This is a genomic window from Photorhabdus hainanensis (assembly GCF_018448965.1).
Classification (GTDB): Bacteria; Pseudomonadota; Gammaproteobacteria; order Enterobacterales; family Enterobacteriaceae; genus Photorhabdus; species Photorhabdus akhurstii.
Genome location: NZ_RCWD01000013.1, coordinates 49,930 through 74,528, shown reverse-complemented (window position 1 = coordinate 74,528; position 24,599 = coordinate 49,930). Strand labels below are relative to the sequence as shown.

The window sequence follows — 24,599 nt, the reverse complement described above, 5'->3', positions numbered from 1 at the left end:
AGACCGCCCTGATTCTGGTAATCCATAAATTTTAATGAGGTTTCTTTACCATGAATCAGACGCTACTTTCTGAATATGGCACATCATCAGAACGTGTTGAACACGCTATTAACGCTTTGCGTGATGGAAAAGGGGTGATGGTGCTGGATAATGAAGATCGTGAAAATGAAGGTGATATTATCTTTGCGGCCGAAACAATGACTGTAGAGCAAATGGCACTGACTATTCGTCATGGCAGTGGTATTGTCTGCTTATGTCTGACAGAAGAGCGCCGCCAGCAATTACAATTACCCATGATGGTAGAAAATAACTCTAGTCCGTTTCAAACAGCATTCACCGTAACCATTGAGGCAGCTCGGGGAGTGACGACAGGGGTTTCTGCGGCTGACCGTATCACGACTATTCGTGCTGCGATTGCAGATAATGCCAAACCCAGTGATTTGAACCGTCCGGGGCATGTTTTTCCACTACGCGCTCAACTTGGTGGAGTGCTGGTTCGTCAGGGACATACTGAGGCAGCAATTGATTTAGTCAGCTTGGCTGGTTTTAAACCGGCTGGTGTATTGTGCGAATTAACCAATGATGACGGTTCAATGGCGCGTACTCCTGAGGTAGTGCAATTTGCGAAACTGCATAATATGCCGGTAGTCACTATTGAAGATCTGGTAATTTATCGCCAGGCAATGGAACAGAAAGCAAGCTGAGTCGTAATTGTCTGATAAACGGACGAAATATCAGTTATAACCTACATATTCTCTAAAGTCACAGTTTACGCAAGCTGTGACTTTTCAATTTTTTTGAAAAACTCCATCACCGTTAGCCCACTGTTTTGCTGATCTGAAAGGCGTAACCTGTCCGCAAGTATTAAAATTACCTATATTTGGTGTGGGAGGTCGTTATGAATATTTCCAGAATGCCGGCACTGTTTATTGGTCATGGCAGTCCAATGAATGTACTGGGAGAAAATCGCTATACCAATGTGTGGCGTGAACTTGGTGAAAGACTGCCTGTACCCAGAGCGATTTTGGCGATTTCTGCTCATTGGTATACCAATGGAACAGCAGTAACCGCCATGAATCAACCGAGGACTATTCATGATTTTCGAGGCTTTCCACAGGAGTTGTATGAAATTCAGTATCCGGCCAAGGGTTCTCCTGAGCTGGCCGCTTTAGTGCAAGAGATGCTGGAACCTGTGGAAGTTTATGCTGATCATCATCAATGGGGGTTGGATCATGGGACTTGGGGAATTCTGGTTAAGATGTATCCTCAGGCCAATATTCCAGTCATTCAACTGAGTATAGATGATGCCAAGCCAGCGACGTACCATTATGAATTAGGGAAAAAGCTGGCTGCTTTACGAGATGAAGGTGTTTTAATCTTGGGGAGTGGTAATGTGGTACACAATCTTCGTACCATGAAGAGGCAGGAACCTAATGCTGAACCATATCCTTGGGCAGAATCATTTAACCATTATGTGCGTGATAACCTTACCAGTTATGAGCAACCTTATCCTTTGATTCATGCACTGGACAGGGAAGAGGGGCAGTTATCCAATCCATCTCCTGAACACTTTTTACCGTTGCTGTATATCATGGGAACGTGGGATAGGAAAGAAGCGGTTTCCATTCCTGTAGATGGTCTTGAGTCTGGTTCGCTGAGTATGTTGTCTGTGCAGGTTGGTTGAATAGTTAACTTCTGTGGCTTTCATATTGATTGAAAGCCCTTTCTCCTTTTGTTAGGATGACCGACGGCGAGATCATCGCCACCTTGTCCGCGGAAAGGGCTGCGCCCATGATCATTGAAACGATATGCCGTATGGCTTCCCTTTTCTGTCTGATTGGCGGACACAGATTTTAGAAAAGGGCTGCGATCATGACTCAACCCAGAGCTTCGTCTTTATTTTCCCCTTCACCATTTAGAATTACTCTTGAGCAGCAGCGTAAGCGGGCAAAAGAGTTGCGTAATGCATTGCGACAATCATTTCCTGAAGCAATTGAGCGTTTTCGTCGCCATTATCCGCATTTAACGCAAGATGAATTGGTTCAACAGCACAATCGATTGAGTGATGCTCAGTGGATAATTGCCCGTGAACTGGGACTTCCGAGTTGGTCTAAATTGAAAGCCCATGTGACAGCGATGGAACAGGCCCGAATAGCGATCCAAACACAGGGCTTAACACCAGATCATGAACTTTCGACGCTACATATTCGTTGCGGATCTGATATCCAGAACAATCTTACTCTGGCAGGCTTTCGCGGAGACTTTTTGGCCTACAGTGATCCATTCTGCCAAGGGCCGGTAGTGTCAGATAAGAGTTGGTTATCGAAACGGGTAAAATTTCTTTCTGAACATTATGTTGCACGGATTGGTGTCAATCAGAATCAACTTATTTATCAGCGTGAACAGGAAGAGCAAATTTTGTTATCTGCTTCTGCCAAATATCAGCGCGTCGTACTGTGGTTTGAGCATGATAGCTATGACCAATTGACTCTCGCCCGATGCTTGGCGCATTTTAATAGATATCCTGCGTCATTACTGGAGATGGTGACAGTCAATCATTACCCTGGCAGCAGGCGGTTTATTGGGCTTGGGCAGTTGCCTGAGGAATCATTGCTTCTGTTGTGGCAGAATCGCCAGCCAGTTACGGCTATTCAGTGTCAATTGGGGAGCGAAGTTTGGGAGCAGTTTCGTTCAGATAATCCTTCACATTTAATTGAAATGGTAGGAAAAGTAGCGCATGAGCTTCCTTACCTCTCTCAGGCATTACTTCGTCATTGTCAGGAATTTCCTTCATTTGATAATGGATTGGGTTTGACAGAGCAATTAGTGCTGAATATTTTGGCGGAGCAGCCTTGTACAAATGAGCAATTATTTCAGCAACTGACAGAGCATCATGAACCTCTGCCTTGGTTGGGAGATATTATGCTTGATGCCATTATTGATAATCTGCGCCTTTCACCAGAATCCGCGATATATTTTGACTCTGGGTCTTTAACATTGATATTGACGCAGTTTGGTCAGGAATTATTGTCTAATAAGCGGGATTGGATGGATAGTTTTCCCTTGGAGCGTTGGTTGGGAGGTGTGTGTATCACGGGAGATCAATCTTGTTGGCGTTGGGATCAGCAACGGAGAACTCTGATATTTTCAGATTGATATGTCAAACTAAAGTTGAAGATGCAGGTTTTGTTGAAACTTTGGTTGTAGATTGAAATATGTTAAAGATTCATGAGTAGATTAATAGAGTGCGAGCGAAAAAAGCCGTAAATGAGAATCACTGTAATTAAAGTCACATAGCGACGGCGTGGTTCTAGATCTCGCAGAGGTTGAGCCGCCATGACGAAGGATGGCATTAAGTGTGTAATGGTGGATCGGTTCGGCATTGCTGTCGGTAAGGCAAATGGACTACCTGATCGGTAACAGGCAAGACAAAACAGCGAGGAATACTATTTCCTTGTTTTTGAAAACGTAGGTTTGTGAAAGGCGTGATATCGCTATTTTTCTTGAAACATTCGTGCGTTCCGTATTGAACAGTGGTCTGATTTTACGTCCGTAGTCAAAGATAAGTAAATTGGCTATGACGTGTTTTTACATTCAATAATGTATTGTGTTTCATTGGAGTTTGAAACTTTATAATCAAACTCGTTCTTTTCCCGTTTTTAGTGATAGTGAATTTAGTTGCGAAGATTTGGTTTCAAATTTACTCGGTTTCTATAAGTCTGTATTACCAAGAAATTATATGTCTTTAACAAAGCCTAAAAATAAAGAATATGACTATAAGATATGGGGTTATTATGGACCTGTTGATAAATATCTTATGAAAAAGATATTGTTATTAGTCATTATAAACCTACAACGATTTATGGCCTGAAATTATGAGGAAATTAACCATAAAAATAGTGATGATATTAATGATGGCGTTATCTTGTATATGTGTATTTTTATGGTTATTTATGATGCCTAATGTTCTTTATAAAGAAAGTGATTTTTTAAAGTATCATCTTCTTACTAATGAAAAAATAAAAGAAGCTCCTCGTATTTCTAAAAATTATTTTTTTTGAATATTATCCTAATGATGAATCATCGCCGATATATAGCTCCGTTTATTTTTGTGATTTGATAGACATGGATAATATCTATAATAGAATGATTAATTATATGAAATCAACTGGTTATACAGTAAATAATGATGAAATATGGTATATGAAAGGTTTTGAGACTATATATGATGATTCTTTTATATTGTCAAAATCGTCTGTAGTTGAGAATGAGAAAAAAGAACATTGCTTAGCATTAACCTTCGCTGAAAATGTTAAATGAGTTTAATAAGCTCTAATTATTGTTTGATATTATGAAAACTATTCATAAAGGAAATAAATGTTTAATATTGGTTTTTTCAAAAGAGATAAAATAATTGAAAATATATTGGGGGTTTCTCCCCAATATATTAATTTTAACTGACCCTTTCATCCCATATACTATAACCAGATGTACCTGCAATATGGTGTTTCCATGTTATATTGCCATAGGCAATGGATATTATTTCGTAGGGCTGTGCGTCATTATGGGTAAGTGAATTAGGATAATGGGTGGATATGCTTTTTATCGAGGCGTGCATAATTTCAATTGAATAATATTTTTCCTGAGCACCATTATTTGATGTTCTATAAAAATCTAATCTACAATTGATAGATTCATTTTCTGATATTGCTATGCCTAATAGAGGAGATGACTTATCTATAGGTTTAGTGATTGAGATAGGTGCATGATTAACATTCTGTTCTCTGCTGATATCGTGGTCAAATGAGTAAACATAAATTTCATTTTCATGACCAGTTTGATATTTATTGCCAATGGAATCATAGGTAGAACAACCACTGGATATAAGTCCTTGTTTCTTACCTGTAATAGTTAAATATATTGTGTTCGCCATAGTATTTACCTTTATTATAAATTTATAAGGGTACAAAGTTTCTTCACTGGATATTTAAGGGAGGAGTTTTGGGTATTTTCCTCATTCCTCCCTATTGAGAACTAATCCAAAATAATATGTGGGTAGAAGCGGGATAAATTCTGAGTTATGAGTTTACTGTCTTCCCGTAAACCAATACCGCAAGGTTGATCATTCACCAGCCAACTACCAATTAGCGTATAATTGTCCCCGAATTTTGGCAGTGTATGAAATTGCTGAACGATCATACTTTCTTTACCATAAGGGCCATCAACATTGGCAATTTCCTTGCCATTTTCAATAATACGGATATTAGCCCCCTCCCGTGAGAACAGCGGCTTAATAACATAGCTCTCCATTGCCGGATAATTATCATCGGCGAAATAAGCGGGTAGCAGGTTTGGATGATTTGGAAACATCTTCCACAACATTGGTAGCAATGCTTTGTTAGAGATAATACTTTTCCAGGCGGGTTCTAACCAACGAACGCCAGCATCTTCTAATTTGGTCGCGAAAATCTCACGGAACATCAGCTCCCAAGGGTAGAGTTTGAACAAATTACTGATCACCTGGTCTTGCAGGTCAGTAAACTGGCCTTTTTCCCCCAGACCGATATCTTCAATAAATAAGAACTCAGTTGGAACACCCGCTTCCAGCGCACAATCTTGCAAGTATTGAACAGTACCGCGATCTTCTTCCGTATCCTGACAGCAGGCCATGTGCAGTAAGCCAAAGCCATGTTCATCACGCAACTGAGCAAAGCGTTCGATCAATTGCTCTTGCATGCTGTTGAATTGATCGGCATGTGCTGGTAGTAACCCGGCATTCATCTGATCTTCTAACCAGATCCATTGGAAAAAAGCGGACTCATATAGCGAAGTTGGTGTATCAGCATTATTTTCCAACAATTTTGCCGGGCTTTTACCGTCGTAAACCAAATCTAAACGGGAATAGAGTGATGGCTGACTGGTAATCCAGGAGCTACGAACAAAATCCCAACAATGCTTTGGAATCTGAAACTTAGTCAGTAACTCTTCACTATCGACAACTTTCTCCACTACTTGTAAACACATTTGGTGCAGTTCAGCAGTGGTGGCCTCGATTTCTTCAATTTGGGCAAGCGAAAACTGGTAATAAGCTTCTTCACACCAGTAGGGTTTGTCATACATGGTGTGAAAATTAAAGCCATATTCTATCGCTTTTTCACGCCAATCCGGGCGTTCAGTAATAGCAATACGTTTCATCCTTGGTTAGCCTCCCGCTGAACGAGATGTGGAGCCAGAAGAGGCGCTGCTGCGTTGCATAGCTGACTGTTTTGCAACAGAGTCACCGAAACCGCCACGGGTAATGGTTGTGGTTGTTGCTGGTTTTGGCGCCATAGCCGTTTTAGGCACTGTCATGGAACGACCACCTGCGGTTGCTGGGCCATAGCTTTTACCCGACGCATCAACGAATTGACCATTTGCCGGGCTGGTGGCGGATTTAGAGCTAAACAGAGGTTGTGACGGCGCTGAACCGCCTCCCATTAGACGCCCCATCATATAACCTGCCATCAGCGGCATCCAGAAGCTGCCGCTTTGCTGCTGTGCCTGAGCTTGGCCATTGGTGGAGGTACTGGAAGTAGAGGTACCAGGGCCAGCTTGTGCCGGGGTTTGAGTACATTGTGCTTCACCAAATTCAGCAATACAGTCTTCTTTGGTGGCATATTTAGGCGCTGTTTTTTCCGCTTCTTTCAACGCATTGTTATAAGCAGTAGTACATTGCTCACTTTGTGATGGATTGGCTTTAGAACATTCATCTGCATTCATGTAAAGAGAGACAGTTTCATCACTCTTTTCACAGGCAGATAACATGAAAACCGCACTGACAGCCATTGCCACAGGTGCAAGGCGATAGTTACGCCAAGCCTTACGGAAGGTGCCGTGGTTAATATCTTTGGTCCGCTTTATTGTCATAGTCGTATACCCAGATTTTAGGTGTCTATAATTCTTGCATGAAATAGTCTTAAGGATAGGGGAAATATGAACAAAATTAAAGCATAAACCTTCAAATTGCTAGCCTGATTTTTTGTCTGATAAAGGGATTGCCGGATATTGAGTGTCTGGTGTTCTGTTTAATCTGGTTTTAATGTTGAAAAACCTCCATTTTTTAGAAAAATAGTGCTGTAATTAATATTTTATGGTATTAATCTGAAATCCATTAATTACGGTAAATTAAGGGTGATTGAATATGTAACATGATGATGTAAGTGAATCTACTAATTATATTCTCTATTTTATATCTCCAGAAAATAATCCTAGGAATATAATCTTAAATTAATAACAGGAATTATTATATTATTGGTGTTGTATTTTCTATTTTAATTAAGGAATTAAGTAGCATGGATAAAATTCAATATCCAGAAAAGTGGCAGACGCGTTTTGCATTCTTTGAAAAAAATGGTGCTCCCAAAACGCCTGAGCATAAAGCTGCCATGAAAGCAGAACCCTCTATGCGTCGTATATTGTTGAACATGAATTTTATTGCCTTCTTTTTTGGTTTTATTTACTTCTTTGTTCTAGGATTATGGCGGAAAAATCTGACGTTATTTGGCATTGCTGTTGTAGTGATGATGATATTGGGGGTTATGGAAGGCGTTCTGGGGATTGAGCTTCCTTTTGCTACTATTTTGGCAGTTCAGTTTAGTTTTTCGGCAATATGGAGTACTACTGCTAATTATGCTTATTATTTGAAAGAAACAGTGAATAGCAAGAGCTGGAATCCATTTGAAGGACTTTTCTGAGTTATATATTTTCTGCATTAAGGTAAATATCGGATTTTCTTTCGGAGTAAATTGCTGCTGATTGGAAATAAAACAGCCCGCTTTATGGCGGGCCGTTAATTAGTGAAAGTGAAGGGTTGAATCAGTTACGAACAGATGTTTCTGGCGTTGCTATTTCTTGAACAATGCTATTAGCGGAAGTTGAGAGCTGTTTACCTAGCGAATTATTCAGAGCAACTAAATCCTTCTCGTTTAGCGTACCCAGTGCATGCTGAATATTCAGTTGATTAATCAGATAATCATAGCGAGCATTGGATAGCTTCTGTTTGGCATCGTATAACGTTGTCGTGGCATTCAGTACATCAACAATGGTACGTGTACCAACTTGATAACCCGCTTCCATTGCGTCGAGTGAGCTTTGAGCAGAAACAACAAGCTGTTTATAGGCGTCGATACTGCTGATGGAAGCAGATATGTTGTTAAAGGAAGAACGGACAGTCTGTACAACATTACGGTAAGCACTCTCTAATTGTTCGCTGGCGCTGACAAAACCATATTGTGCCTGTTCAACGCGGGAACTGGTGGCGCCGCCGCTATAAATTGGCAGACGAAGTGTCAGGCCGACGCTGTTTTCACCGCTATAGTTGTTTGATCTGCCTGGTGCATGATTCTGGCTATTTGAAACATTGGTGGAAGCGCCTAAATCAATAGTTGGCATATGGCCGGTTTGGGCCGCTTTGATTTGTTCACGGGCCAGATCCTGACCTAAACGAGCAGATAATAAACTTAAATTACGTTTCTCTGCCTCTTTTAGCAGAATATCTACCGCTTCTGGTTTCTGTATTTTGAAATGATCAATATTTAGCGAGGCTAACCGCGGGTAATAAATCCCCGTTACCTGACGCAGGGCTTCCAATGCATTATCCAGATCATTACGTTTGGCAACTTCCTGAGCGAGTACGTCATCATAATTAGCACGGGCGTTCTGGACATCAGTAATTGCAACCAGACCGACATTAAAACGTTGAGTCATTTGGTCCAACTGGCGGTAAATGGCCGCTTTCTGAGCTTCAATGTAGGAGAGCGTATCAATGGTGCGCAGTACTTTGAAATAAGCTGTCGCACTATCCAGAATCAGTTTTTGTTCACTGCTTTGATAGGTAACATCAGCAATACCTGCCGTTTTTTCTTCTAAGTTCAATTGGCGCCATTTAGACATATCAAAAATGGTCTGACTCAAGCCAAGCTTCGCATTCAATGTATTGCTTTCTGTATCACGTTGATCGCGGTAACCACTGTTATAGGAGTATCCGGTATTTAATTCCAACTGAGGTAATAATGGGCTACGGGATTCATTAATTTTTTCAAAAGCTTTATTACGTTCAGCCATTGATTTACGTAGTTCAGGGTTACTCTCTTTTGCTTGCTTATAAACTTGCAAAAGATCTTCCGCCTGACTCATCGAACTAAATCCCGTCAGGCTCATAGCGATAAAAATGGAGAGCAGTTTCTTCATTGTAATTCCTTGATTGCACAGCTATTTTGCTCGTTGTCTGTCCCATTAGGCTATTTTATTTGCCATGCTTTGTAATAAAGAGTGAATGCTCTGGGGGCTGCCCGCTGCCCGAGTTCACTGTTCAATTACAAGAACGGCCTGCACCAATTACGCCTATTGGGATAGACTCTTATGTTGCCTTGGTGAAAAACGAAATGTTACTGATTCTAGCAGAGTATGCTATCAGCCAAAGGTAGCCGTTTGTGCCATATTGCCTTAATTTAGCTTAACTTTACACCACCAAAGGATGAATTTTTTAACTCCGCTTGATTAATATCATCTTAGTGGCTAGCAAGTAAGAAACTATTTAGGAGAATTTTATGCATAAGAAGCCGTCAACACCAGTCATATTAGATAAGCAGGATGTGGAAATTATCACGAAAAAAAGTTTATACAATGGGTTCTTTAAACTGACAAATTACCGCTTCCGTCATCGCTTGTTTGCTGGTGGTTGGAGTGAAGAGGTTAGCCGTGAAGTTTTTGAGCGGGGCCATGCCGGTGCGTTGTTGCCTTATGATCCACGTCGTGATGAGGTTGTGTTGATAGAGCAGATACGTATTCCGGCAATAGAGACGAAAGCAACGCCGTGGTTACTGGAAATTGTTGCCGGTATGATTGAAGAGGGCGAAGAGGTGGAACAGGTGGTACGCCGCGAAACAATGGAAGAGGCAGGAATTGAAGTTAAACGTTGCAAGCCGGTGTTGAGTTATCTCTCCAGCCCAGGAGGAACAACTGAACGTATCTCTGTGATGGTGGGGGAAGTGGATGCTACGACAGCGACGGGTATTCATGGATTATCTGGTGAACATGAAGATATTCGGGTGCATGTAGTCAGTCGTGAACAAGCTTATCATTGGATGGAAGAAGGAATTATTGATAATGCTGCTTCCGTTATTGCGATACAATGGCTGGCATTACACCATGAAAAATTAAAAAAAGAGTGGAATTCAGATAATTCCTAATTTTTAACCGAGAAAAGGGAAGTGTGTGCCAGTCAGCAGATCTCTTGCGTTAAAACGAGTTATGATGCTCGCCGATGACTTATAGGACAAGGAAACCATTTGGAAAGCCAGTTTGAACTGCCTGTGGTAGAGGGAACCACAGCCAAAATATTGCAAATAACAGATACGCATCTTTTTGCCAGCAAAGAAGATACTTTATTGGGTATCAATACGTATCGCAGTTACCAGGCGGTGCTGGATGCCGTCCTCAAGCAAAATGCTGATATTGATTTAATCGTAGCGACAGGTGATTTGGTGCAAGATCAGTCGCTGGAAGCTTATCGACATTTCGCTGATGGTATTGCCCGTTTACCGGCGCCTTGTGTCTGGTTGCCGGGTAATCATGATTACCAGCCCGCGATGGTGGATGCCTTGGCGGCGGCTGGCGTTTCTCCGTCGAAACAAATTTTAGTCGGTAAGCACTGGCAACTTCTGATGCTTGATAGTCAGGTGCAGGGCGTTCCTCATGGGGAGTTGTCGGAATATCAGCTTGAATGGATGAAAAAGTGCCTGGATCAGTACCCTGAACGTTACACGGTGATCCTGCTTCATCATCATCCATTACCATCAGGTTGTACTTGGCTGGATCAGCATAGTTTGCGCAATTCACATATTCTGGCCCAGTATCTGCAAGGTTACTCACGGGTTAAGGCGATGCTTTGTGGACATATCCATCAGGAGATGGATATGGATTGGAATGGCATCCGTATGATGGCGACACCATCAACAAGCGTGCAATTCAAGCCACATTGCACTAATTTTACGCTTGATACGGTCGCGCCGGGGTGGCGTTATCTCGAATTGTCTATTTCTGACCGTGGCGAATTTGGTCTGACAACTCAGGTCCATCGACTGGAGAGCAATGAGTTCTGCCCTGATTTAGATTCGGATGGATATTAGGTTGTGTTTGTCTCTTTGTGCCGCTGTGTTACTCTCTGTTTATTGGATTTATCAAGCCTCACCATTTGTGGCTTGTTGCACAGGAGTGTAGTGGCCGGTGGTATTTACGCACAATTGAGGAGCACGGCCTGATGTCAACGTTACTCTATTTGCACGGTTTTAACAGTTCCCCACAGTCTGCAAAAGCAAATGCCCTAAAAGCGTGGCTGCATCAGCATCATCCTGACATTGAAATGCTGGTGCCTCAGTTACCGCCTTATCCGGAAGAAGCGGCTGAGTTGCTGGAAAATTTGGTGATGGAGCGCGCCGGGGATAATTTGGGTATCGTTGGCTCTTCTCTCGGTGGTTATCTGGCGATATGGCTTTCACAATGTTTCAGTTTGCCTGCTGTCGTTGTCAATCCAGCCGTGCGTCCGTTTGAGTTACTGCGGGATTATCTTGGGGAAAATATTAATCCCTATACCAACCAACGATATACGTTGGAACCGCGCCATGTTCATGATCTCAAAATCATGCAGATTGAACCTCTGGAGTCACCGGATCTTATCTGGTTATTGCAGCAAACCGGAGATGAGGTACTTGATTACCGCCAGGCGGTTGCTTATCTGGTATTATGTAAGCAAACTATTGAATCTGGCGGTAATCATGCCTTTATCGGGTTTGAACACTATTTCCCACAAATCATCAATTTTCTTGGGCTTTCTAATGATGGTGAGAAAAAACTTGCCAAAAATGTTTGAACGACTGGTATTATCAACAGTATACAAAACTGATTAGCCCTTTAATCAAGAAGCAACCAACAGAATTACAACATGACTCAATCTAGTTACAACGCAGATGCCATTGAAGTTCTCAGTGGTCTGGAGCCGGTTCGCCGTCGTCCGGGAATGTACACTGATACAACTCGTCCGAACCATTTGGCACAGGAAGTGATCGATAACAGCGTGGATGAAGCTTTGGCGGGGCACGCTAAACATATTGAAGTGATCCTTCATAGCGATCAGTCACTGGAGGTCATTGATGATGGCCGCGGCATGCCGGTTGATATTCATTCAGAAGAAGGGGTTTCAGCGGTTGAATTGATCCTGAGCCGTTTACATGCCGGTGGTAAATTTTCGAATAAAAACTATCAATTTTCTGGTGGCCTCCACGGTGTGGGGATCTCGGTGGTTAACGCTTTGTCCAAGCGGATTGAAGTCACTGTTCGCCGTAATAGTCAGGTTTATCAGATTGCTTTTGAAAATGGCGATAAAGTGCAGGAACTGACAGTGATAGGCAGTTGTGGTAAACGCAACACCGGTACCAGTGTTCACTTCTGGCCTGATGAAAGTTTCTTTGACAGCCCACGTTTCTCGGTTTCTCGCTTGACTCATTTGTTGAAGGCGAAAGCGGTTTTATGTCCGGGAGTAGAAATTGTTTTTAAAGACAAGATCAACGATACAGAACAGAAATGGTGTTATGCCGATGGTCTGACTGATTATCTCATGGCGGCGGTTAATGGCCTGATAACATTGCCGGCAGCACCTTTTGTCGGTACTTTCAGTGGCATAACCGAAGCGGTTGACTGGGCGTTGCTTTGGCTGCCGGAAGGGGGAGAATTACTGGCTGAAAGTTATGTGAACCTTATCCCGACGATGCAGGGTGGAACACATGTAAACGGGCTGCGTCAGGGATTACTGGATGCAATGCGTGAATTTTGCGAATTTCGCAATATCATGCCACGTGGCGTGAAGCTTGCCGCCGATGATATTTGGGATCGCTGTACTTATGTTCTGTCGGTAAAAATGCAGGACCCGCAATTTGCTGGTCAGACAAAAGAACGCCTCTCTTCGCGCCAATCTGCCGCCTTTGTTTCTGGTGTTGTTAAAGATGCTTTCAGTTTGTGGCTGAACCAGAACGTTCAGGAGGCAGAGCAACTGGCTGAACTGGCGATCGCCAGCGCACAACGTAGAATGCGTGCCGCGAAAAAGGTTGTGCGTAAGAAATTGACCAGCGGCCCGGCGTTACCGGGGAAACTGGCTGATTGCACATCACAGGATCTCAATTTCACGGAGCTGTTTCTGGTGGAAGGCGATTCTGCGGGAGGCTCGGCAAAACAGGCGCGTGACCGTGAATATCAAGCGATCATGCCGCTGAAAGGGAAGATTCTGAATACTTGGGAAGTCTCTTCGGATGAAGTGTTGGCATCACAGGAAGTCCATGATATTTCCGTTGCGATTGGGATCGACCCGGATAGCCACGATCTCAGCCAGTTACGTTATGGCAAAATCTGTATTCTGGCGGATGCAGACTCAGACGGTTTGCATATTGCGACGCTGTTATGCGCACTGTTTGTCCGCCATTTTCCAACGTTGGTTAAAAATGGCCATGTTTATATGGCAATGCCGCCTTTATATCGTATTGATCTAGGTAAAGAAGTGTATTACGCACTGGATGAAGAGGAAAAAAGCGCGGTACTGGATCGCCTAAGCCGCAAACGGGGTAAGCCTAACGTACAGCGTTTTAAAGGATTAGGTGAAATGAATCCCATGCAATTGCGTGAAACAACGTTAGACCCGAATACCCGCCGTCTGGTGCAATTGACTATCGATGATGAAAACTATCAGGAAACCTTCTCTGTGATGGATATGCTTCTGGCGAAGAAGCGTTCAGAAGATCGCCGTAACTGGCTGCAAGAGAAGGGCGATAGTGTAGAAATTGAAGTGTAACACCCACAGGGATAGTCAAAGAAGATTTTGAGGAAATTAACGAATGAGTGAGATAACTCACGATGGCGTGGAGCGTTTGCCGCTCCACTCATTTACGGAAACCGCCTACCTGAACTACTCCATGTACGTCATCATGGATAGGGCGCTGCCTTTTATCGGTGACGGTTTGAAACCGGTTCAGCGCCGTATTGTTTATGCCATGTCGGAATTGGGCTTGAACAATACCGCCAAATTTAAGAAATCCGCTCGTACCGTGGGTGATGTACTGGGTAAATACCATCCACATGGCGATGGCGCCTGTTATGAAGCGATGGTGCTCATGGCGCAGCCATTTTCTTACCGTTATCCTTTAGTGGATGGGCAAGGCAACTGGGGGGCGCCGGATGATCCCAAATCTTTCGCCGCGATGCGTTATACCGAGTCTCGCCTGTCCAAATATGCCGAGTTGCTGTTGACTGAGTTAGGCCACGGTACTGTTGACTGGGTGCCAAACTTTGACGGCACGTTGCAGGAACCGAAAATGCTGCCGGCGCGTCTGCCAAATATTTTGCTAAATGGCACCACCGGTATTGCGGTGGGGATGGCGACAGATATTCCGCCCCATAATGCTCGTGAAGTGGCGAACGCACTGGTTATGCTGCTGGATAAGCCGCAGAGTTCCCTTGATGATTTGATGGAGCATGTTAAAGGCCCTGATTATCCGACCGAAGCAGAGATCATCACTTCTCACGAAGATATCCGTAAGATTTATAAAAATGGCCGTGGTTCAGTACGGATGCGTGCTGTTTGGTCGAAAGAAGATGGCAATGTCGTGATCACTGCGCTGCCGCATCAGGTTTCTGGCGCCAAAGTGTTGGAACAGATCGCTAACCAAATGCGGGCTAAGAAGCTGCCGATGGTTGATGACTTACGTGATGAATCGGATCATGAAAATCCAACGCGTCTGGTTATTGTCCCTCGCACAAACCGGGTTGATTTGGAACTGGTGATGAATCATCTGTTTGCGACCACAGATTTGGAAAAGAGTTATCGTGTCAACCTGAATATGATTGGGTTGGATAACCGTCCGACTGTGAAAGGGTTGGTTGAGATCCTCTCCGAATGGCTGGTATTCCGCCGGGAAACCGTTCGTAAGCGTCTGAACCACCGTCTGGAAAAAGTCCTTAAGCGCCTGCATGTGCTGGAAGGCTTACTGATCGCATTTCTCAATATTGATGAAGTTATTCACATTATCCGTAGTGAAGATGAACCAAAACCGGTATTAATGTCACGTTTTGGTTTAAGTGAGACACAAACAGAAGCTATTCTTGAGCTGAAATTACGCCACTTAGCTAAACTAGAAGAGGTGAAAATCCGTGGCGAACAGAATGAGCTGGCAAAAGAGCGTGATAAGTTACAGGCGATTCTGGGGTCTGAGCGCAAACTGAACACGCTGTTGAAGAAAGAGATCGTGGCTGATGCGGCCACTTATGGCGATGAGCGTCGTTCTCCAATGAGAGAGCGTGATGAAGCCAAAGCGATGAGTGAGCATGACATTGCGCCTTCTGAGCCGGTGACTATCGTATTGTCTGAGATGGGTTGGGTTCGCAGTGCGAAAGGCCACGATATCGATCCGGCCGGGTTGAATTACAAAGCGGGCGATAGTTTCCGTGGCGCAGCCCGAGGTAAGAGTAACCAGCCGGTTGTTTTTATTGATACAACAGGTCGCAGTTACTCGCTTGATTCTCGGGATTTGCCTTCTGCCAGAGGGCAAGGGGAACCACTGACGGGGAAACTGACTTTACCTGCTGGGGCAACGGTGGAGCATGTATTGATGGCGCCTGATGAACAGAAGTTTCTGATGGCTTCTGATGCAGGTTATGGTTTTATCTGTAATTTTAGTGATTTGGTCGCTAAAAACCGAGCGGGTAAGGCACTGATTACCTTGCCGGAAAATGCTCGCGTCATGACGCCGCTGGAAATAACTCACCCGCAGGATGATATGCTGTTGGCAATAACCAGCTCAGGTCGGATGTTAATGTTCCCGGTTGCAGATTTGCCTCAGCTTTCTAAAGGGAAAGGGAATAAGATAATTTCTGTTCAGTCAGTCTCAGAAAATGACCTGTTGAGTTGGTTATTGATACTATCGCCACAATCGTCTATTACACTTTACTTTGGCAAGCGTAAATTGACGCTGCGTCCTGAAGATCTTCAGAAATTCCGGGCAGAACGTGGTCGTAAGGGAACCCCTCTACCACGTGGGTTGCAGCGTATTGAACGGGTTCAGGTTGAGACACCATCTGCTATTGCGTAACTAAATAGTAGGATTAAATAAGAGGGGATTATGTTAGCAATTATTCGCGGCATTATTGTTATTCTGTTTTCGATTGTAGTGTGTGTCTCTGGTGCTATTTACTGTTTATTCAGGCCACGTCATCCTGACCATGTTATGGTGTTTGGTAATATGTTTGGTCGGTTGTCGAAAATATTTGGCGTCAAAATTATTGAACGTATTCCTGCGGAAGCCAGGCATTATGGTCCGAGTATCTACATTGGCAACCACCAAAACAACTATGACATGATAACCATGTCCAATGCGGTTCAGCCTGGTACTGTGACGGTAGGTAAAAAAAGTCTGGTGCTGATCCCATTTTTTGGTCAGCTTTATTGGCTGGCAGGTAATATCCTAATTGATCGTGCTAACCGTGCTAAAGCACATGGCACGATTGCCCAGGTTGTGGAGCAGATTAAAAATCGTCGTCTTTCTGTTTGGATGTTCCCGGAAGGTACCCGCAGTCGTGGCCGAGGTTTGTTGCCGTTTAAAACCGGTGCTTTTCACGCTGCGATCTCGGCGGGAGTACCGATTGTCCCGGTCTGCGTTTCTTCCATTACTAATGACAATATTAAGTTGAATCGCTGGAATAATGGCTCAGTCATTGTTGAAATGTTGCCACCCATTGATACTTCTGGATATACCAAAGATCAGGTGCGTGAACTGGCGGAATATTGTCATCAGATAATGAAAGCTAAAATAGAGCAGCTGGATGAGGAATTGGCTGCAATGGAGAAACAGGATAAGTACCCATAACAGGTTATTCTTGACCACTCTTTTATAATAAAGTGTGGGACTGACAAAGGCGATAGCTTTTAAACGTACTTTAATCCTCACATATTTAGTATATGTGAGGATTTTTGTTCGTTTTCCATGATCACAATTTATTATTAGTCGGAAATGACATGTACTTCGCTGGATGGGAAAGATTCGTGTAATGCATTCAGATAGTTTAATTCCCTTCATATTCGCGTTATGATGAGCGCTTGATAAATAATGTTTTTGTTAAGCGCAATCAAAAGGATAATAAGCTTCAATAACTTCAATAATGAGTTATTCGCTGCCGGGGTGAATGATTGCAGTGTCTCAACTATTTTTGAGCCATATAAACCCGGAATTTAATTAGGTTTATCGCGGAGAAAATATGTCATTTAGTCGGCGCCAATTTATTCAGGTATCAGGCTTGGCGATGTGTATCGGCGCCGCTCCTTTATGGGTTCGGGCCAGCAAAAATCATCAGACTGCTTTGCCGGTTCCCCCTTTATTGGAATCCCGTAGTGGGCAACCGTTATTTCTAACTTTACAAAAAGCGCATTGGGCTTTTGATGGACAATATAAAACCAGTGTGTGGGGGATTAATGGCCAATATCTTGGTCCGACTGTACGGGTTCATAAAAACGATGATGTCAAACTGATATACAGCAATCGGCTATCGGAGCCGGTTTCGATGACTGTCAGCGGATTACAATTACCGGGTACATTGATTGGTGGGGTTGCCCGTCAGATTTCTCCGGGGTCTGATTGGTCGCCAGTGTTGCCTATTCGTCAGCAGGCGGCAACTTGCTGGTATCATGCCAATACACCTAATCGGATGGCGCCGCATGTTTATAAGGGTTTAGCTGGCATGTGGTTGGTGGAAGATGAAACCAGCCGCCATTTGCCGTTGCCAAAACATTATGGCGTTAATGATTTCCCGATTATTCTTCAGGATAAACGGTTGGATAACTTTGGGGTTCCTGAATATCAGCCGGCCTCTGATAGCGGATTTATTGGTAATACTCTGTTAGTGAATGGCGTACAAAATCCTTTCATTGAAGTATCTCGTGGCTGGATTCGTTTACGGTTACTAAATGCATCCAATGCCCGCCGATATCAGCTACAGATCAGCGATGGTCGTCCTTTCTATATGATAGGCACTGATTTGGGGCTGTTGCCTGCGCCGATAGCCGTTCAGCAACTCTCCCTTGCGCCGGGAGAACGGCGTGAAGTATTGATTGATATGTCCAAAGAGGAAGAAGTTGTTGTTACCGCCGGTGAATCAGCCGGGATACTTGATAAGTTACGTGGGCTGTTTGAACCTTCCACTGTGTTGGTTTCCAGCACCGTTCTGACCATTAAGGCAACAGGTTTATTATCTTTGGTGACAGATGATCTCCCATCTCGTCTGGTTGATGATGTGACGCCGGTTTCCAATGCAATCCGTAACCGGGAAATTTACCTTGATGGTAATATGCCGGGAATTAACGGTGCGTTATGGGATATGAATCGGGTAGATATTACTAGCCAACAAGGAACGTGGGAGCGTTGGATCGTAAATGCCTCTGTTCCACAACCGTTCCATATTGAAGGTGTGCAGTTTAAGGTGATTAACCACAATGGTGGGACACCTCAACCGCAAGATTATGGTTGGAAGGATACCGTTTGGGTTGATGGGCGGGTGGAATTACTGGTTTATATGAACCAGCCCTCTTATGAACACTTCCCATTCCTCTATTACAGCCAGATTCTGGAAATGGCTGATCGCGGCTCTGTTGGGCAATTAGTGACTATACCGGTCAATCAATAATGAAAATAGCTCAGCAAAATCGGGGCGCGGCGTTGATGCCGCGCACGTTTTAATTCTGTTTTGCCCACTATCACCTTATCAATTTTATCCGCTGTTTTTCAGCACTTATCATTAGCATTCCTTTGCTCAAGAAGCTCAAGGAATTCACTGAAATCAACGAATGTTTCAGGGGTTGGCCCCAGACGTTTACCGATATCTAGCGTAGTCATCGCGGTCAGATCTTCTTTTTCTAGTTTGAAGTCGAACACATCAAAGTTCTCTTTAATTCTTGATAACGTGGTTGATTTTGGGATCACAATCATACCGTTATCAATGTGCCAGCGGATAACAACCTGCGCGGGTGTTTTGCCATACTTCTGTGCCAAATGTTGAACCAGTGGATTATCGAATACGTCTTCTCCTCCTTGTGCTAGCGGACTCCAGGATTCGGTAACGATATTATGTGTCGCATTCCAGGCATGAAGCTGACGTTGTTGTAACAGCGGGTGCAACTCAATCTGATTAATGACGGGATGAACGCCGGTTTCATTGATTAGTCGCTGGATATGTTCAGGTTGGAAATTAGAAACGCCGATACTACGAATAAGCCCCTCTTTCTGCAATTCAATCAATTGTTGCCAGGCGTTAACATATTGATTTTGCGGTGGTGCCGGCCAGTGAATGAGGTAAAGGTCAACATAATCCAGTTGCAACTTTTCCAAACTTTCTGACAGAGCGGCGCGGACATCATTGTGCCTATCATTCCACAATTTGGTGGTGATAAAGATATCCTCACGGGGGATATCTGTTTCTTGTAACGCGTTGCCTACACCTTTCTCATTGTTGTAGATAGCGGCGGTATCAATTGCCCGATAACCGATATCTAGTGCTGCATGGATTGTTTCTGCTATCTGTTGGTCATCTGCGGCCCATGATCCAAGACCCAATTGTGGCATGTGATTCCCATCAGCAAGTCTGATAATAGGTTGATTATCCATTACTAACTCCTATAAAAAGATAGACTTAAAATATCAGCTAAAATCATGGCGATTGATATTAAGTTGATATTAAGAGTAATTGAAGAAAGTAATACAATTGGCGTGATCCAGGCCATGATTGTGATCAACACATGGTCAAGTGCATAGATTGACCGATTTGGTGATGCATCGATACCAAGAATATCACTTAGTGGCTGAGCTTGAGTCCATATAATATTGGTACATTAAGTTAAGGATAAAAACCTTGCTGCTGCTTGTAAACCATGATGACTTTTATTTACGTTTTGCCGCCGAAATTTTCTTGTGGCGCCAATACATCAGCAAGGAGGCGCTTAAACCACTTAACAACAGCACTATGGGTAAAATTATCAAAATGTTCATCACCAGATCTTGGTGATTCTTAATAAACGGTATCTGATTGAGGAGATAACCAAAACCGACCACGATGACAACCCATAATAAGCCACTTAACCAGTTAAAAACTTGAAAGCGTTTACTGTTAAGGCCGGATATACCAGCCAATGTTGGTAACAGAGTGCGGACAAAAGCCAAAAAACGGCCGATCAGTAAAGCGGCCAGACCATGTTTGAAAAACAACTCGTTAGCTCGTTGGCGATACTGAATAGGAAGTTGTGCCAGCCAATTCTTAACTCGTTTGGTATCACCAAGCCATAGCCCTTGAAGATAGCCAAGCCAGCAGCCGATACTTGCCGCTGTTGTTAATATAAAAACGGTTGGGATAAAACTCATGACTCCCTTGGCAATTAATGCGCCAGAAAGGATTAACAGAGTATCACCGGGTAGAAAGGCGGCAGGTAATAAGCCATTTTCCAGAACCAGTGTCACAAATAGAATGCCATAGATAATCCAGACAACATCGGGGTTGGCAAGTTTAGAAAAGTCATGCTGCCATAATGCCTGCATGATTTCGTTTAGTACTTCCATTGCTTATCCTGTAACTGTTATACCCGTTATCTTTCAAGTTGCCTCTTTGTTGGCAGCACTCACTCACCCTGGTCACATAGTTATCTATGCTCCCAGGGATTCGCTCCCTTGCCGTCGCGATGCATCTTGAAATCCATAGGGTATATAAAATAAATTTATTTCATCTGTATATATAAAGTCAGTTTACAGTAAAAGCTTTGGCATGGCTTGGCTTTATCCCTTATAAGGGAAAATTAATGGCTGATACTAATGAATCAATTGGGGCACATAACCATCAAATAAAAGTTAAAAAAATAGAAAAGGAGCGATTCATCGCAACCTTTTCAAAGTACATTTTAAGGCTCGCTCATCAAAATCGATGTTAAATTTCATCTAGATTAATTCTGATCCGCTTTGTTGGATTTTTGGTACGCTCACGAATTATCCTCATCATTAATAAGTTTAGTTAAATGTGGTGAATCAATAGACTCTTTTAAAAGAGAATTCCAATCGTCCGGTGGATGTCCAACGTTAAGCATTTCACCAAATACTTTGTAAGCGTCATGCTTATCACCATATGCTCTTTTTGTTCTCTCGTCATTTACCCAGCCAAAGATAATAATTTTACTTTCGGCGTGGAAACGGAAAAAAAGGCGATATTGTTGGAAAAATTTTGCTCTGAACCAGTGTTTTCTTTTTCCACCCAATGTGTCACCTAAACGAAAGGCTATATTAGTTGGGTCATTGGGAATAATTTCAGTAACGAGTTTTATGATTGCAGCCAAGCGTTTTGTATCATTTTTTTTCAAGTAGTCATTTGGATATTTTTGTTGAAGTTGTTCTACCTTATCTATTGATTGTTTTAATTGTTCTACAAAGCACGGATGAGCAAAAAGAGCCCATCCGTTTATTACACATACTCGATCATACATAGTCTTTACTCATCGTCAGCAGATAATGGGTTGCTTAGATCTATGTCTATTCCAGCGATAAGTGACTTCGCCTGGTTAATGAGTTGTTCATCTAATTGTTGTACTTGTTCCGGATGTCTCCGAATGTCTTTTGCCAGAAAGTCCAGAAATGATTCCATGACAAGATCTTTTTCTTCTTCACTATTTTTACGGCTGATAAGTACATCACCGGAAGATAAAATCTTATATGCGATACTGTCATGACCTGGTTTTAGCTTAAGCGCTTTACGAACAGATGTTGGGATGGTTGTCTGGCTGCGACGGGTAAGTTTGGATTCTGCACCAACCTCGAACTCAACACTTGGTAATGCGTGCATATTTCTACCTCGTTATGCTGATTTGAGAATCTGTTTAACGAAGTGTAATGCAAATGCATTGTACTGGCAATATCTATATTATTGTTTCATGCTGATTTCCAAGCGTTAAGTTTTTCAGTTTATTACATTGAATAACAATAAAATTAATCAACCGAAATTCGACTAAATCCCTCTGCGAGGTCATCAATCAAATCTTGAACATTCTCCAGCCCGACATGCAGGCGGAACAGGGTGCCCGTTCTTTGTGGCGCACCGTATTGGCGCATCATTTTTATCTCTTCTGGTTGATAACCCAAGATCAGGGATTCAAAACCGCCCCATGAGAATGCCATTTTAAAATGGTGAAAATTATCCAGATAATCGGTAAATTGCTGCGGGGTTAATTTCTCTTTCAACTGAAAAGAGAACAGGCCATTACTGCCGCTGAAATCACGGATGAAATTCTTGTGGCCGGGGCAGGAGGGCAGAGCCGGATGATAGACTGCGGCGACCTCGGTTCGTTGTCGCAGCCAGCGTGCGATTTCAATACTGCTTTTTTCATGCTGTTTCAGGCGAATGGCTAAAGTCCGTAATCCACGACTGGCCATATAGACCGTATCGGCATCGGCTATCTGCCCCATCAAATAGGAGTTTTCTCGCAGTTGCGCCCAACAACGTTCATTAGCCACAGCGATACCTAACATTGCGTCTGAGTGACCAATAATATATTTGGTGCCGGATTGAATCGAAATATCGATGCCGAATTCTAGTGCTTTAAACAGCACGCCTGCCGACCAGGTATTATCGATCATGATGACAATATCTGGATTGACGCGCCGTACTGCGCGGACAATAGCGGGAATATCCTGTACTTCCATCGTGATGGAGCCAGGGGACTCAAGAAACACCACTTTGGTATTGGGCTTAATCAGATCCGCGATCTCCTCGCCAATCATAGGATCGAAATAATCGGTGGTAATATTCATCCGTGACAATATCTTGTCGCAGAAGCCTTGCGTCGGGTCATAAGCCGAACCGGTTAATAGAATATGATCGCCGGCGGCGGCAAAAGCGAGAATGGCATTACTAACCGCGGCAGCGCCAGAAGGGTAAAGCATACAGCCTGCGCCGCCTTCCAGTTCAGCCATTGCTGCTTGAAAAGAGAAATGAGTCTGTGTACCACGGCGGCCATAAAATAGTTCACCTTTGGCCCGGTTTTGCGTCGCCTGTCTTTTGGCGGCGACAGAATCGAAGATCACCGATGATGTTCGCTGAATGATTGGATTGACTGCGCCTTGAGTAAATTTTTTGCTTCTACCTGCATTGACCAGTGAAGTTTCTAGTTTTTTTTCTGCCATGATCCATTGCTACCTTGAACACTTCAATTTTTGAAATGGTGTAAAAAAATAGAGTTAACACGTTAAAAGATTTAGACCTTTTTGTACAAAGGGATTAGAACAACTTGACGAAAATTCATTCTGATTACCTGTGATTGGAGGCTCCTTAGCTTTATTTTGTGAAGGGGTAATACTTTTTTATTAAACAATAATGATAATTACTATCAAATCACTTAAGGTTTGATATTATCAGCCTGCATTTTCATTCAATCTGGTGAAGATGAGTGAAGACTCGGTATAAATAAGGTTAGTGAGATGACGAACAGTAATTCACGGCTAAATAACAAGGTTTATAGCAAAGGGAGTAAAGGCCAACTGATGCGAAATTTGACTGCTTCAATAATATTAGCGTTCGGGCTGACAGGTTCAGCATTGGCTGATACAGCACCAGCATCGGCAACAGATAACAATACTACGGCAAAAACCGCCCAAATTGCAGGTTCTACCCCGGCAACGACGAGCACAACCGCCCCACCTGCGAATCAGATTGCACCGCAAACGGCATCTGCGACGGAGGCCGCCCAAGTGACGCCGGTTGCGACGGATGAGGTTGCGCCTAACGTTCCTGCTGATGAAGCCAGCCTTTCCAGCGGTTTTGCGACTGATCTGTCTATTTGGGGCATGTATCAGAATGCCGACGTTGTTGTTAAGACCGTGATGATTGGTCTGGTGATCGCTTCTGTGATTACCTGGGCCTTATTTTTCTCAAAAGGCACAGAACTGTTGGCGGCTGGTCGTCGTTTACGTAAAGAGCGACTGGCTTTGGCGGACGTGAAGAGTCTTGATCAGGCGGCGGAAATTGCCGAAGGTTTCAACAAACTCAGTATCAGCCGCTTGTTACTGGGTGAAGCACGGGCAGAACGTCAGTTATCTTCCGAGAGTACTGATCTGAATAGCACAAAAGAGCGTGCTGCTTTCCGTATGGAGCGTTCGGTTGCGGCGATCAGCCGTCATATGGGGCGTGGCAATGGTTATCTGGCAACCATTGGCGCGATTTCTCCTTTCGTTGGTCTGTTTGGTACGGTATGGGGCATCATGAATAGCTTTATCGGTATTGCTCACTCACAGACAACTAACCTCGCGGTTGTGGCGCCGGGTATTGCGGAAGCTTTATTAGCGACAGCGCTTGGTCTGGTGGCGGCGATTCCTGCCGTTGTGATTTATAACATCTTCGCCCGAATGATCACTGCTTACCGTGGTCAGGTTGGCGATATGGCGGCACAGTCGTTATTACTGCTTGGCCGTGATCTGGATTTAGCAAATAGCAAGACAAGGTGATTT

Annotated in this window: 21 protein-coding genes; 12 read left to right on the top strand and 9 right to left on the bottom strand. The window is 43.5% G+C overall.

Annotated features, from left to right (window positions below; translation table 11 throughout):
• Window positions 1-50: 50 nt before the first annotated feature.
• The 3 genes from ribB to EAE92_RS10145 all read left to right on the top strand — a co-directional run bounded on the left by ribB (window position 51) and on the right by EAE92_RS10145 (window position 3,156).
• Window positions 51-704: a 3,4-dihydroxy-2-butanone-4-phosphate synthase gene (gene ribB, locus EAE92_RS10155; RefSeq protein WP_214067992.1), complete on the top strand. Its 654-nt coding sequence runs from the start codon at window positions 51-53 to the stop codon at window positions 702-704.
• A gap of 194 nt (window positions 705-898) precedes the next feature.
• Window positions 899-1,684 carry a 4,5-DOPA-extradiol-dioxygenase gene (gene ygiD, locus EAE92_RS10150; protein WP_214067991.1) on the top strand — a complete coding sequence of 262 codons (786 nt, stop codon included), beginning with the start codon at window positions 899-901 and terminating at the stop codon, window positions 1,682-1,684.
• Window positions 1,685-1,872: 188 nt separating this feature from the next.
• Window positions 1,873-3,156, top strand: a complete 1,284-nt coding sequence (locus tag EAE92_RS10145) for a DUF1835 domain-containing protein (protein WP_214067990.1) — start codon at window positions 1,873-1,875, stop codon at window positions 3,154-3,156.
• A 1,297-nt stretch (window positions 3,157-4,453) separates the two neighbouring features.
• Here EAE92_RS10145 and EAE92_RS10140 read toward each other — a convergent pair.
• The 3 genes from EAE92_RS10140 to EAE92_RS10130 all read right to left on the bottom strand — a co-directional run bounded on the left by EAE92_RS10140 (window position 4,454) and on the right by EAE92_RS10130 (window position 6,906).
• Window positions 4,454-4,933 (bottom strand): Hcp family type VI secretion system effector, encoded by a 480-nt coding sequence (locus tag EAE92_RS10140; protein ID WP_036808674.1) that lies wholly within the window; start codon window positions 4,931-4,933, stop codon window positions 4,454-4,456.
• A 101-nt stretch (window positions 4,934-5,034) separates the two neighbouring features.
• Window positions 5,035-6,195: a glutathionylspermidine synthase family protein gene (locus EAE92_RS10135; RefSeq protein ID WP_214067989.1), complete on the bottom strand. Its 1,161-nt coding sequence runs from the start codon at window positions 6,193-6,195 to the stop codon at window positions 5,035-5,037.
• Between the two features lie 6 nt (window positions 6,196-6,201).
• Window positions 6,202-6,906 (bottom strand): DUF1190 family protein, encoded by a 705-nt coding sequence (locus EAE92_RS10130; RefSeq protein WP_040148865.1) that lies wholly within the window; start codon window positions 6,904-6,906, stop codon window positions 6,202-6,204.
• A gap of 425 nt (window positions 6,907-7,331) precedes the next feature.
• On the opposite strand from EAE92_RS10130, the gene EAE92_RS10125 reads away from it, so the two are divergent.
• On the top strand, window positions 7,332-7,733 hold the full coding sequence (locus EAE92_RS10125; protein WP_214067988.1) for a DUF2628 domain-containing protein: 402 nt from the start codon (window positions 7,332-7,334) through the stop codon (window positions 7,731-7,733).
• Window positions 7,734-7,854: 121 nt separating this feature from the next.
• Here EAE92_RS10125 and tolC read toward each other — a convergent pair whose 3' ends face one another.
• Window positions 7,855-9,228: an outer membrane channel protein TolC gene (tolC, locus tag EAE92_RS10120; protein WP_105399012.1), complete on the bottom strand. Its 1,374-nt coding sequence runs from the start codon at window positions 9,226-9,228 to the stop codon at window positions 7,855-7,857.
• 359 nt (window positions 9,229-9,587) lie between these two features.
• Between tolC and nudF the strand changes: the two genes are divergently transcribed.
• The 7 genes from nudF to ftsP all read left to right on the top strand — a co-directional run bounded on the left by nudF (window position 9,588) and on the right by ftsP (window position 18,753).
• Window positions 9,588-10,229, top strand: a complete 642-nt coding sequence (nudF, locus tag EAE92_RS10115; protein ID WP_036808686.1) for an ADP-ribose diphosphatase — start codon at window positions 9,588-9,590, stop codon at window positions 10,227-10,229.
• 99 nt (window positions 10,230-10,328) lie between these two features.
• On the top strand, window positions 10,329-11,168 hold the full coding sequence (gene cpdA / locus EAE92_RS10110) for a 3',5'-cyclic-AMP phosphodiesterase (RefSeq protein ID WP_036808688.1): 840 nt from the start codon (window positions 10,329-10,331) through the stop codon (window positions 11,166-11,168).
• Window positions 11,169-11,299: 131 nt separating this feature from the next.
• The gene (gene yqiA / locus EAE92_RS10105; RefSeq protein WP_036808689.1) at window positions 11,300-11,908 is read left to right on the top strand and encodes an esterase YqiA; all 609 of its coding nucleotides are present in this window, start codon (window positions 11,300-11,302) and stop codon (window positions 11,906-11,908) included.
• Between the two features lie 72 nt (window positions 11,909-11,980).
• On the top strand, window positions 11,981-13,876 hold the full coding sequence (gene parE / locus EAE92_RS10100) for a DNA topoisomerase IV subunit B (RefSeq protein WP_214067987.1): 1,896 nt from the start codon (window positions 11,981-11,983) through the stop codon (window positions 13,874-13,876).
• A 43-nt stretch (window positions 13,877-13,919) separates the two neighbouring features.
• Window positions 13,920-16,169, top strand: a complete 2,250-nt coding sequence (gene parC, locus EAE92_RS10095; RefSeq protein ID WP_214067986.1) for a DNA topoisomerase IV subunit A — start codon at window positions 13,920-13,922, stop codon at window positions 16,167-16,169.
• A 30-nt stretch (window positions 16,170-16,199) separates the two neighbouring features.
• Window positions 16,200-16,943: a 1-acylglycerol-3-phosphate O-acyltransferase gene (locus EAE92_RS10090; protein WP_214067985.1), complete on the top strand. Its 744-nt coding sequence runs from the start codon at window positions 16,200-16,202 to the stop codon at window positions 16,941-16,943.
• Between the two features lie 388 nt (window positions 16,944-17,331).
• Entirely contained in the window at window positions 17,332-18,753 is a 1,422-nt protein-coding gene (ftsP, locus tag EAE92_RS10085) for a cell division protein FtsP (protein ID WP_214067984.1), read from the top strand.
• Between the two features lie 98 nt (window positions 18,754-18,851).
• Here the strand turns inward: ftsP and dkgA are convergent, their stop codons facing one another.
• From dkgA to metC, 5 genes are all read right to left on the bottom strand, one after another.
• Entirely contained in the window at window positions 18,852-19,730 is an 879-nt protein-coding gene (gene dkgA / locus EAE92_RS10080) for a 2,5-didehydrogluconate reductase DkgA (RefSeq protein WP_214067983.1), read from the bottom strand.
• A gap of 273 nt (window positions 19,731-20,003) precedes the next feature.
• The gene (locus EAE92_RS10075) at window positions 20,004-20,675 is read right to left on the bottom strand and encodes a DedA family protein (protein ID WP_214067982.1); all 672 of its coding nucleotides are present in this window, start codon (window positions 20,673-20,675) and stop codon (window positions 20,004-20,006) included.
• A gap of 413 nt (window positions 20,676-21,088) precedes the next feature.
• On the bottom strand, window positions 21,089-21,586 hold the full coding sequence (locus EAE92_RS10070; RefSeq protein ID WP_214067981.1) for a type II toxin-antitoxin system YhaV family toxin: 498 nt from the start codon (window positions 21,584-21,586) through the stop codon (window positions 21,089-21,091).
• A 5-nt stretch (window positions 21,587-21,591) separates the two neighbouring features.
• Complete coding sequence (locus EAE92_RS10065) at window positions 21,592-21,942, bottom strand: type II toxin-antitoxin system PrlF family antitoxin (RefSeq protein ID WP_214067980.1); 351 nt, start codon at window positions 21,940-21,942, stop codon at window positions 21,592-21,594.
• Window positions 21,943-22,085: 143 nt separating this feature from the next.
• Complete coding sequence (gene metC, locus EAE92_RS10060; protein ID WP_214067979.1) at window positions 22,086-23,279, bottom strand: cystathionine beta-lyase; 1,194 nt, start codon at window positions 23,277-23,279, stop codon at window positions 22,086-22,088.
• A gap of 357 nt (window positions 23,280-23,636) precedes the next feature.
• Here metC and exbB point away from each other — a divergent pair, with 357 nt between their 5' ends.
• The gene (gene exbB / locus EAE92_RS10055) at window positions 23,637-24,596 is read left to right on the top strand and encodes a tonB-system energizer ExbB (RefSeq protein ID WP_214068027.1); all 960 of its coding nucleotides are present in this window, start codon (window positions 23,637-23,639) and stop codon (window positions 24,594-24,596) included.
• Window positions 24,597-24,599: the final 3 nt, after the last annotated feature.